The following is an 11,693-nucleotide window of genomic DNA, read 5'->3' as shown; positions in this document are numbered from 1 at the left end:
GGTTAATTCCCCTCTCCTTCAACTCGATATACGCTATGGATAGATCGAACTGCATCGATTTCTTCTAAGGCATGTAGTATGGCATCCATTTGGAATCGACTCGCATTATGTGTAATTAAAATAATGTCAGCTGCGTCATGTCCTTCTACAGGCATTTGCAAAATTTTATCTAAGGAAACACCACTTTTCGCAAATTCTTGTGTAATGGCAAGGAATGTACCAGCTTCATCTTCCCCTTCTAAACGAACAAAGAATTTCGAGAAGATCTCATCCTTTGTTTTCATTTGCTTCTCATAATGCGGAGAAACAGATGACTCACCCGTTACACCAAGGCGAACGTTTTTCACGACATCCATTAAATCAGAGACTACAGCTGTTGCAGTTGGCAGTTTACCAGCACCGGGTCCATAGAACATCGTCTCTCCAACAGCGTCCCCGTAAACATATACGGCGTTATATTCATCTTTAATACCCGCAAGAGGATGGGCATTTGGAACAAGTGTTGGCTGCACACTCATTTCTACCTTTCCATTCTCACGGCTTGCAATACCTAATAGCTTCATCGTATAGCCAAGTTGGCCTGCGTATGCAAGATCTTCAGAAGAAATACCACGGATACCGCTCACTTCAACATCATCGAGAACCGTTTGCATTTTAAATGCGAGCGTTGATAAAAGACTGATCTTACGCGCAGCATCTAATCCGTCTACATCTGAAGTGGGGTCTGCTTCCGCGAATCCAAGATCCTGAGCTTCTTTCAAAACGTCATCGAACGTGCGCTTCTCGTCAACCATTTTCGTTAAGATGTAGTTCGTTGTTCCATTCACAATCCCCATCATTTTATTGATGCGGTCTGAAGCAAGCCCATTTGTAAGGGAACCGATAATAGGGATACCCCCTGCTACACTAGCTTCGTAGCGAATATCACAATGTTTCTCCCTGGCAAGTTCCATTAACTTACCACCGTGTACAGCCATCATATCTTTATTGGCTGTAACAATATGTTTTCCGTTCTGAACAGCACGCTCAAGAACGTGATACGTATCTTCTATTCCACCCATAACCTCTACAATAATGTCGATCTCAGGGTCATTTACCAGTTCATCTACTTGATCAGTTAACAAAGAAGGATCAACCGATGCCCCACGTGGTTTGCTAAGATTACTTACAAGAATGCGCTTTACATCAATCGAGCATCCCACCTGGTGTACAATGTCTTCCTGGTGGTTTTGTAGAATCTCCACAACCCCTGTCCCTACTGTTCCTAGTCCACATAATCCTACGTTTAATTTGTTATCTTGCATCGCTTTCCCCTCCTTATTGTCTATACAAAACGTACATATGTACTTCCGTTAAAGACATTATAAAGAGGCTCCCCACTAAACACAACCATTATCGGAAAATTCATAATTAACTATGAATCTCTCTCCCATCTAATTAGTCTCAAAAAACGAACACCCCCAATATGTTAACCGCTTACATAAAACCAATATAAAAAAATGAAAAAAAGTCCTCTGGGATGTTTTTATGCATTAAAGCACGAACGGGTGTCTGGCACCCGTTACTTCACTAAAGTACAAAAGCGTTATTATTACACTGTTTTTTTGGGGGGCTTGAGTTTTCAGCTGGGTGTTGCGACGCTTTTGGTGTTTGTCCTGGTGCTTTTGGCGCTCGTCCTGGCGCTTTTACTGGGCGTCTGGACACTTCCTGCTCTCATCTCGACACTCTCTCCACGCGTCCGGACTCTTCCTGCTCTCGTCTCGACACTCTCTCCACGCGTCCGGACTCTTCCCCCGCTCGTCTCGACACTCTCCCCACGCGTCCGGACTCTTCCCGCTCCCGTCTCGACACTCTCACCCCACGTCCGGACTCTTCCCGCTCCCGTCTCGACACTCTCACCACGCGTCCGGACTCTTCCCGCTCCCGTCTCGACACTCTCTCCACGCGTCCGGACTCTTCCCGCTACCGTCCCGACACTCTCTCCACGCGTCCGGACTCTTCCCGCTCCCGTCCCGACACTCTCTCCACGCGTCCGGACTCTTCCCGCTCCCGTCTCGACACTCTCACCCCGCGTCCGGACTCTTCCCGCTCCCGTCTCGACACTCTCACCCCGCGTCCGGACTATTCCCGCTCTCGTCCCGACACTCTCTCCGCCCATCCAGACACTTCCTGCTCTCGTCCCGACACTCTCCCCACGCGTCCGGACTCTTCCCGCTCCCGTCTCGACACTCTCACCCCACGTCCGGACTCTTCCCGCTCCCGTCCCGACACTCTCCCCACGCGTCCGGACTCTTCCCGCTCTCGTCCCGAGACTCTCTCCGCGCGTCCCGACACCTGCCGCTCTCGTCTCGTCACTCTCTCCGTACCGCACTGCACTGCACTAAAACACAAAAAAGCTTCGGTCCCTAACGGACCGAAGCTTTTTGGAATGTTTAAGAGAATTCAAGGTCAAAGCGAAGTTCTTCAACGTATTCAGAAGATCCTGTGACAACGAGTTGGTCACCGGTCTTCAGCTCTGTATCTCCGTGGGGAATGATGGATTCATTATCGCGGAATATGCGGACCATAATAACATCTCCTGTGAACGGGAAGTTTCGGATATACATGCCGTCATAATCTTCGTTATTCATCTCGATTTGATACAAGTAACTCTCTTGATTAGTTAGAATGTCCACAACGTTTGGTGCGGTAATAAGTGCTTTTAACAATGCTTTTGATGATAAAAAGACAGAGAATACTTCGACTCCATTTTCACGAAGCTTCTGATCAAGTTCAGGGGATTCCGCTCGTGCAATGACACGTTCAACTCCCTGTTCTTTAGCATAAAGGGCAATATCTGTGTTCAGTTGTTCATCCCCAATTGAGGCAACAAGAAGGTCCACATTGAATACCCCTTGTTTCGCCAATAACGCGGAGTCGTATGCTTCTACTTCATTAATATCAAAGCAAGACCGGCTTACCTTTTCATCGATCTTATCTACTTTCGTATGATAAAGATGCGTTTTGTATAGCTTTGGATCAAGCTCACGCACAACCGGTAAAGTCATTCGGTTCGAGCCGATAAAAGCTACTTGCTGGACATGCTCTGTTTCTTCTTCGTGAGAATAAAGCTTCTTGAAGATAACAGGTGCTATTAGACAGGATACAACAGAGACAAGGATGAGCGCTCCTTCCATTCTCGTACTGATAAGCCCCATCTTCTCACCGATTGTCGCAGCCGCGATGACTAAGGATAGCTTGGCAGTTAGAATCGACCCCGTCGCAAAGACTTCTTTCCAGGAATACCACTTTCTTAGGATAAGCGCTGGAATCATTTTAGCAATGACAAGCGCCACGAACAGTAATGGCATAAGCAGTAGAATCTTAGGATCTTGGAACAGTTTAGGAATATTGATTCCTACTCCGACCATAACGAAGAAAATCGGAATTAAGAAGCCATACCCGAAACTATCAAGCCGCTTGACCATTTCCTGATTCGGAGATAATAAAGCGACAACAACACCCGCTAAGAAAGCACCGAGAATATTCTCAGCACCGACCGTTTCTGAAATTCCTACTAAAATAAGAATGATCGTGAACACGGCACGGGTATCAATTTGAATGGTCCCTTTCGACATCGTCTCCACGAAAGAGCGATTTTGAAAGTATTTTCCGACAAAGTAAATCGCTACACCAGCTCCGAACAGAATGAGAAGAAGCCACATACTAGAGCTTTCCTCTCCTCCATAGATCGATACAAAAACAGCGAGCAAAATCATCGTTGTTAAGTCAGCAATTACCGTTACGAGTAACACAATTTGTCCAATGTTACTCCGTAGCATTTGCGCATCTTTTAGCGTTGGTACAACGACTCCTAAGGAAATCGTCGAGATAATCAATGTCATAAGAAAGACATTGTCGATAAAACCAGCCAGAACAAATAAATAGGATAGTCCAAGTGACAACACAAGAATGAATAAGAACATACCAGAAGCCACAACTAATGTGTTCGGTGCTTCCCCACCGCTTGGGAGGGTTTCTTTCTTCTTCTTTCCTGCGAAGGCAGAGAAATCAATCTCAAGTCCACTAAGGAACATTAAGAAAATAAAACCTAAAGTAGACAAGGTTTCAAGCCACATGCCTTCGTTTACTAAGTCAAAGCCACTCTGACCAATAATCAGTCCAACGATAATTTCCGCCACCACAACAGGGATGGTCTTTAAACGAAAACGATGAAGGATGATGGGCGTCAAGAATGCTGCGATGACAACAATCACAAGTGATGTAACAGATGCAGAACCGTGCTCCATTCCACTCGCCCTCCTTACTTCTAGGAAATCAATAGGTGTAAACGTAAAAACGTCGTTGCCATACCGAAATAGATTAAAATTGAAATAATATCGTTAATAGTTGTAATAAATGGACCCGAAGCTACAGCTGGGTCTACATTTAATTTGTGCATGAGTAAAGGAACTAATGCACCCGCAAGTGTCGCCACAATGAGGGTAGACATAATGGAAATTCCAACGAGTACTCCAAGATAAAAATCACCCTGCCAAAAGTACACGATAAACGTAACAAGCACGCCGCACGTGAGGCCGGTGATCAGACCTGTCCCAGCTTCTCTAAACACAAGCTTAAGTATACCTTCCTTCTCATGTTCACCCGTTGCAAGACCTCGTACGGCTACCGCTAACGCTTGTGTTCCTGTATTACCAGCCATTCCAGCAATAAGCGGAATAAAGACAGCAAGTATAGCGACTTGATTCAGCGTCTCTTCAAATCGGCCGATCAAGCTTGCAGTCATCATTCCTAAAAACAGTAGTATCACAAGCCAGGGCAACCTTTTCTTCGCTGCTTGGAATGCATTCTCATCCGGTCGATCCAGATCAGATACACCAGCAAGTTTAGAATAGTCATCACTTGCTTCTTCTTCCATAACATCCATGATGTCATCGACCGTAATAATACCAAGCATGTGATCCTGAAAATCTACTACAGGAAGTGCTAGGAAGTCATAGTCACGCATTAATTGAGCAACATCTTCCTGGTCTTCGCCAACTTGCACCGATACGACCCGTTCACTCATCACTTCAGAAATATACCAATCTTCTTCTGCAATAATAAGATCTCTCAGGGAGATAACTCCAACTAAATGCTTGTCCTCATCAATAACGAACACATAGTAGATTGTCTCAGCATCAGGTGCCTCCCTTTTTAAATGAAGCATGGCTTCTCGCACGGTTTGATTCGCGCGGACCACAACGAATTCTGTGGTCATAATACTACCAGCTGTTTTCTCTTCGTAGTATAGAAGTTCTTTAATATCAGAAGCTGATTCCTTATCCATTATGGTCAGGAAGCTAGCGACTTGGTTTTTATCCAGTTCATTTAAAATGTCAGCAGCATCATCCGTTGAAATCTCAGCCAAGATCTGCGCGGCGAATCGTGGGTCCATCTCTGTGAAGTACTCTTCAATATCATCCACATCAATATGTTCCATGACTTCAGCAATCTCATCAGGTGATAAATACGTATAGATTTGCATACGCACATCTTGCGTTTGCTCTTCAAAGATCTTCGCCTGATCATAAGGGTGCATTTCAAGGAATTCAGCTCGGAATTGGTCAATTTGGTCATTAAATAATGCATCTTGAATGGTGTCCCATAGTTCACGTCGTTCATGGTCCTCAAGATATTCCATGGATAACCCCTCCTTTTCGCCGTTTAACCAGAAGTGGTTCAATGTCTATATTATACAGTCTTTTCCACGTTCCCTAGTCAATTGACCGTTTTATCGTAAGTTCCACATCTTTTTTTGTCAATGTCCTACTAGCATCCCTCTAAAGGCACAAAACCAATCCGATGGAAGAAGTTCTTAAAAAACAGCTCAGAATAGTGTAAACTTTCATATGGGAACATATATTAATTCGGAATCTACGGAAAGAAGAAAGGGATCCTTCATGAACAACAATCAAGGTCTTAAAATAGACTTTTCACTCATCATGATTTTAGTCGCGATCGCTGCTGTTAGTTGCTTCACGCTTTATACTATTCAGCCGACGCTTCCTTCTAAGTATGACTACACCAATTTCTTTACGAAACAACTGCAATGGTATGCACTAGGGACCATTGTTATTGGAGTAGTAATGTTATTTGATTACGACCGTTTCCGACAGCTTGCCTGGGTTTTCTATGGCATTGGCGTTTTGATGTTACTTATGCTTGAATTCAATGTTCCTTCAAGCCTTGTTCATGAAAATAACGGGGCACGAAGTTGGTTTAAAATTGCTGGGAACACGATTCAACCTGGTGAATTTATGAAAGTGTTTCTTATTATTTTACAAAGTCATCTTATTGTTCGACACAATGAAAAACGCCCAACTGAACGAAGCCTGAAGTATGACCTATGGCTTCTTGTCAAACTCGTAGGTGTTGCCCTGCCTCCGATGGCCCTCATTGCTAAACAACCGGACTTAGGAACATTCCTTGTGTTAGCTGCTATTACAGCTGCACTCATTCTTGTATCAGGAATTCGGTGGAGAATATTGCTAAGTATTATCGGCATCATTAGTATGGTCACCCTTGTCCTAGTAGGCTTGTTCCAATTTTTCCCTGTGGCGATGGAAAAATTACTTGTGGAATCTGACTTCGGTCACGTAACCGGACGCTTTTATGGCTGGCTTCAACCTGAAGAATACGAAGACTACGGCTATCAGCTCGTTCGTGCTATGATGGCCATTGGATCAGGACAATTAATGGGTAAAGGAATTAACGAAATGCAAGTTTATATCCCAGAGCGCCACACGGATATGATCTTCACAGCGATTGCCGAGCAATTTGGATTTATTGGTTCAAGTGTCGTTGTCACGCTTTTCTTCCTATTAATTTACCGCATGATTACAACAGCCCTTGAGAGTAATGAACCTTTTGGAAGCTATCTAACGGTTGGACTGATCGGAATGTTCACGTTCCAAATCTTCCAGAACATCGGCATGTCGATTCAGCTTCTACCCATCACAGGTTTGCCTCTTCCGTTCATTAGCTATGGTGGTAGTTCTTTAATCACCTATATGCTTGCCATTGGGATTGTGCTAAACATTCGCTCTCGTACAAGAACCTATATGTTTGATTCGTAAAAAAGGTGGAAACGCTAAACAAGCGTTCCCACCTTTTTTCGCTCTGGGAATATAAGGAGTTAAGTGAAGGGGGAGCTGAGACGATGAATAAAAATGGGGCCGATACATTTAAAAGTGCTTGGGGTGTCTGGGGAACGACTCGCTTTCCGCGGGCGAGCTGTCGAGCCTCCTCGTTCGCTACGCTCTCTGTGGGGTCTCGTCGACCTCTTTCTCCCGCAGGAGTCTCCCCGTTCCCCAGACACCCCTTGCTGTATATTGCACTAACGGCCCCGTATCTCTAGCCTTGAGATATATAAATTAATGATTCCACATAAACTATGTTTCCATTTCTCACAATACGGAAAAGGTGGGCCTGGAAACTGCGAGACTCCCGTGGGGTAAAGAGCCTAGTCTAGTTCTGGCGTGGAGGACCTAGCGAGACAAGACATCTTTTTGTAAAAGGCTTAACGCCTTTTACAAAAAGATGTCTTGTCCGTACAGTCCTAGGCACCACGCCTGCACTTTTTAATCTAGGTGAGACCCCGCAGGAAAGCGAGTGGTTTCCAGGCCCACCTTAACCTCAACCAAAGCTAATGGAAACATCTCTTCATTTCTATTCTATCAGCTCGGCTATCCATTCATCATTATCCTTAAAAATTTAATCATACAGGAGTGTTATTACATGAAAAAGATCGATTGTATTGGAGATGTGCACGGTTGTTATGATGAACTTATCGAACTGTTTGAGAAACTAGGATATAGCACCACAGGTGACATCCCTCGTCATCCTGAGGGTCGTATTCCTGTATTTGTAGGAGATCTGACTGACAGAGGGCCTGCTTCATTGGATGTGATTCGTCTTGTGTATAAGATGGTTGTAGAGAACAAAATGGCGAAATATGTCCCAGGAAATCATTGCAATAAGTTGTACCGCTTCTTTCACGGAAATCCAGTCAAACAGAAGCACGGGCTAGAAACAACGGTGGCGGAGTATGAAGCTTTATCTAAGGAAGAACAGGAAAGTATAAAGAAGCAGTTCATGACACTTTATGAAGAAGCGCCATTGTATCTTGTGGAGCCTGAAGCGAATGCGGTTGTGGCTCATGCTGGGATTCGTGAAGATATGATTGGGAAGTCGTTTAAGAACAAAAAGGTCCATACCTTTGTCTTATATGGTGATGTAACAGGTGAGTTCGATGAGTTAGGACGACCGGTGAGACGTGACTGGGCCTATGATTACGGAGGAGATCGGTGGGTTGTGTATGGTCACACACCTGTTAGAGAGCCTCGTTTCAAACATAAAACCGTAAATATAGATACAGGATGTATTTTCGGCGGAGCTTTATCGTGCTTTCGTTTACCAGAAGAAGAAATCGCAAGCGTTCCTTCTAAACAACCAGAAGTACCTGAGAAATTCCGTACCTTTGAAGAATAAAAGAGAGGTTGAGCCATTAGTACGCTCAACCCCTTTCTATTTTGTAATAAGGTTTTCCATATCTTCAGGTAAAGGAGCCTCCACATATACCTCATGTCCGCTAATCGGATGAGGAAACCGTATGGAGCTGCAGTGTAACGCCTGCCTAATGATTCCTTTTTTAATCCCACCATATAAAGAATCACCACGTAAGCTGTGGCCTACATCGTTAAAGTGAACTCTAATCTGATGGGTCCTGCCCGTTTCTAAGCGTATATGAACCAGGCTTGTTTCGCGCGTTTCTTTAACCACCTCATAATGAGTGACTGCGGTTTTCCCTTTTGGATCAACACGTCGTTCAATAATCGAACCAGGCGCTCGGTCAATAGGAGCATTGATTGTCCCCTTCTTCTTCTCCAGATGACCTTCTACTACGGCTTGATAGGTTTGGTAGATCTCCCCTTCCTCTTGCTTCATTGCTAACAAGGAGTGAGCATACCGATTTTTTCCCACAAGAACAACGCCCGAAGTATCTGCATCAAGGCGTGTTACAACGTGTAAGGTGAAAGGAATACCATGGTGATCGTAATACGCCATGAGCCTGTTGCCCAACGTGTCCTCTAAATGATGCACAGAGGGAATGGTCGCAAGGAATGGGGGCTTATTCAAGATAATGACATCATCATCTTCATAGAGAACAGAAACCGGCTTATGGACTGGTGCAAGGTGTCTCCCGCGCTCTTCAGCAGGGAATTGAATACATAACTCGTCTCCCCCTGACACCTTAGCCCTTACTGTAACAGGAGAACCGTTGATTAAAATCCCTTCATCGTACTTAATCACTTTCACCATACGACGTGAAAAAGCTCGTACGTGATATAAATAATCTCGTACGAGCATTCCGTCGTGTTCCGGGTCGATTTTGAATCTCATTTCATAACACCTCTACTTTTATCGCTCATCTGCTATGAAGGAATCATGAACCCGCTTCCAGAATGGGAACGGACGAAAACGAGCGAAGCGCACTTTCTCTTTCGCTACACGACATTGTATGGATTTCACGTCTGAATACTTTCGTGTAATGTGATCAAGTGTGATCATAAAACTCTTATCATTTTGCGGCTTGAGCATGGCTGTATGATGCTTTGGTAAGATCAGCGGAGAACCTACTGTACGGAATACGCGATTATTAATCGATGCCATCTCGGCGATTTGAATGGCTTCAAGAGATGGATGAATAATCGCTCCTCCGAGTGCTTTGTTGTATGCTGTACTTCCTGATGGCGTTGAGATACACAATCCATCGCCTCGGAAAGTTTCAAAATGCTCACCCTTAATTTCCACATCAAGTACCACGGAACCTTCAGCTGTCTTAACTGAACACTCATTTAACGCAAGGTACTTATCTTCTGGCTCATCACCTTTTGGTCGAATGATAATCTCTAGTAAAGGGTATTCCACAACTTGAAACGGCGTTCTCGCAATTTCAATAATTAACTTCTCTAACTCTTTAGGCATCCAGTCTGCATAAAATCCTAAGTGGCCTGTGTGCACCCCGATAAAGGCTGTCTCCTCTAAACGATGTATATATGTATGGAATGCTTCAAGTAAAGTACCGTCTCCCCCGATTGATATAACAAGATCTGGCTCATCATGGTCCAATTCCAGGTTAAATTCCGTTAAGTAATTTTTCATTTTGGACAGGAATTCATCTGAAGCACTGTCCCCTTTTGACAAAATCGCAAATTTCACTTGAGTTCTCCCCCTTTAAAATTAGGAATCATCGTCTGTATCCTTCTGATCATGCTTCTGACGGAAGATTGCTTGTGCTTCTTGAATCTCACTTTTTATTTTTGACATTTCTTCATCTAAACGAAAAGCGGCCTCAGAAGCGTTCTTTAAACGACTTTTTACCTCAGCCGGAATTTGGCCACTATATTTATAGTTTAAAGAATGTTCATTTGTCGCCCAAAAATTCATAGCTAGCGTGCGAATTTGAATCTCAGCAAGCAGTTTCTTCTCTCCCTCAATGGTTTCAACAGGGTATTCGATAATAATGTGGTAGGATCTGTAGCCACTTTCTTTTTTCTTTGTAATATAGTCTTTTTCCTCTAAAATATCAAAGTCATTGCGCATTCGAATCATATTCACAACCGTGTAAATGTCATCTACAAACTGACAAACGACACGAATGCCTGCTATATCTTGAATTTCATCCTCAAGATTGGAGTATGGTATATCCTTTTTTCTTGCTTTATCAAGAATACTTGTTATAGGTTTTACCCTACCTGTGACGAACTCAATCGGGGAATGCATCGCACCATATTCATACTGTGCTCTCATTCCCTTTAATTTCACCTTCAGCTCATCAATTGCCTGCCTGTACGGAGCTAAAAACGTTTCCCAATTCAATTCTTGCACCACCTTTATCCAATCATCGTCTATGTAAATGGGTCACGATATTGGCCTGTGATCTATTGTATCATAAATGATTTCATGATTAATATTTGCAATCTTTATCCCATTCATCAATAATAGAAATGGCAAATAAGCCGCATTAATGGAGGAATTTGTATGTCACAAGAAATCGAAATCGAATTTAAGAATTTGCTTACAGAAGAGGAATATGAAGCGCTTGTTCATGCTTTAGCCTTTTCCACTGAAGATCGCTTTACCCAAACGAACTATTACTTTGAAACCGATCAGTTTGATCTTAGAGACAAACTTGCTGCTCTTCGTATTCGTAAAAAAGGAGATACCTGGACGGCAACTTTAAAAGAACCACATGTTGACGGTCTTCTCGAAACGCATGATACGCTGACTGAAGAGGAAGCTTATCAGTGGATGAATGAACAGCCGACAACCGCTCCTAATATAGAGAAGCAATTAGCATCTCTTGGTATCCCATTCAACAACTTAAAGTTCAAGGGAGCATTAACGACTGAACGTATGGAGAAAGAGTATAACGATACGCTAGTCGTCCTTGACCGAAGTCATTTCAATAATGTTACGGACTACGAATTAGAGCTTGAGGCAAAAGATGCAGGCCACGGTAAAACTATATTTGAGCAACTGTTACAACAGCACGGCATCCCATCACGAGAGACTCCTAACAAAATTCAACGTTTTTTCCAATCTCTACTATAAACAGATTTGTTGATTGTTTAAACAACCCGTTGCTA

At 43.6% G+C, this 11,693-nt stretch carries 9 protein-coding genes; 3 read left to right on the top strand and 6 right to left on the bottom strand.

Going from position 1 to position 11,693, the window contains the following annotated elements; genetic code table 11:
• Positions 1 to 2 precede the first annotated feature (2 nt).
• The 3 genes from ACYX4O_RS04790 to mgtE all read right to left on the bottom strand — a co-directional run bounded on the left by ACYX4O_RS04790 (position 3) and on the right by mgtE (position 5,683).
• On the bottom strand, positions 3 to 1,304 hold the full coding sequence (locus ACYX4O_RS04790) for a homoserine dehydrogenase (RefSeq protein WP_476355039.1): 1,302 nt from the start codon (positions 1,302 to 1,304) through the stop codon (positions 3 to 5).
• A 1,128-nt stretch (positions 1,305 to 2,432) separates the two neighbouring features.
• Positions 2,433 to 4,289 carry a monovalent cation:proton antiporter family protein gene (locus ACYX4O_RS04785; RefSeq protein WP_476355037.1) on the bottom strand — a complete coding sequence of 619 codons (1,857 nt, stop codon included), beginning with the start codon at positions 4,287 to 4,289 and terminating at the stop codon, positions 2,433 to 2,435.
• 20 nt (positions 4,290 to 4,309) lie between these two features.
• On the bottom strand, positions 4,310 to 5,683 hold the full coding sequence (gene mgtE, locus ACYX4O_RS04780; RefSeq protein WP_476355035.1) for a magnesium transporter: 1,374 nt from the start codon (positions 5,681 to 5,683) through the stop codon (positions 4,310 to 4,312).
• 259 nt (positions 5,684 to 5,942) lie between these two features.
• Here mgtE and ACYX4O_RS04775 point away from each other — a divergent pair, with 259 nt between their 5' ends.
• Together ACYX4O_RS04775 and prpE are read left to right on the top strand one after the other, a co-directional pair.
• Entirely contained in the window at positions 5,943 to 7,118 is a 1,176-nt protein-coding gene (locus ACYX4O_RS04775) for an FtsW/RodA/SpoVE family cell cycle protein (RefSeq protein ID WP_476355033.1), read from the top strand.
• 661 nt (positions 7,119 to 7,779) lie between these two features.
• Positions 7,780 to 8,532 (top strand): bis(5'-nucleosyl)-tetraphosphatase PrpE, encoded by a 753-nt coding sequence (gene prpE, locus ACYX4O_RS04770; protein ID WP_476355031.1) that lies wholly within the window; start codon positions 7,780 to 7,782, stop codon positions 8,530 to 8,532.
• Between the two features lie 36 nt (positions 8,533 to 8,568).
• Here the strand turns inward: prpE and ACYX4O_RS04765 are convergent, their stop codons facing one another.
• The 3 genes from ACYX4O_RS04765 to yjbM are packed head-to-tail and all read right to left on the bottom strand — an operon-like array spanning position 8,569 to position 10,923.
• The gene (locus tag ACYX4O_RS04765) at positions 8,569 to 9,444 is read right to left on the bottom strand and encodes an RluA family pseudouridine synthase (protein ID WP_476355029.1); all 876 of its coding nucleotides are present in this window, start codon (positions 9,442 to 9,444) and stop codon (positions 8,569 to 8,571) included.
• 18 nt (positions 9,445 to 9,462) lie between these two features.
• A complete protein-coding gene (locus tag ACYX4O_RS04760) occupies positions 9,463 to 10,263 on the bottom strand; it encodes an NAD kinase (protein WP_036784872.1) in 801 nt (266 codons plus the stop codon).
• Positions 10,264 to 10,284: 21 nt separating this feature from the next.
• The gene (gene yjbM, locus ACYX4O_RS04755; protein WP_476355027.1) at positions 10,285 to 10,923 is read right to left on the bottom strand and encodes a GTP diphosphokinase; all 639 of its coding nucleotides are present in this window, start codon (positions 10,921 to 10,923) and stop codon (positions 10,285 to 10,287) included.
• Positions 10,924 to 11,085: 162 nt separating this feature from the next.
• Here yjbM and ACYX4O_RS04750 point away from each other — a divergent pair, with 162 nt between their 5' ends.
• Positions 11,086 to 11,658, top strand: a complete 573-nt coding sequence (locus ACYX4O_RS04750; protein ID WP_476355025.1) for a CYTH domain-containing protein — start codon at positions 11,086 to 11,088, stop codon at positions 11,656 to 11,658.
• Positions 11,659 to 11,693: the final 35 nt, after the last annotated feature.

Source organism: Pontibacillus sp. ABV4_188, from assembly GCF_056311905.1.
This window is presented reverse-complemented; position numbering and strand designations above follow the sequence as displayed.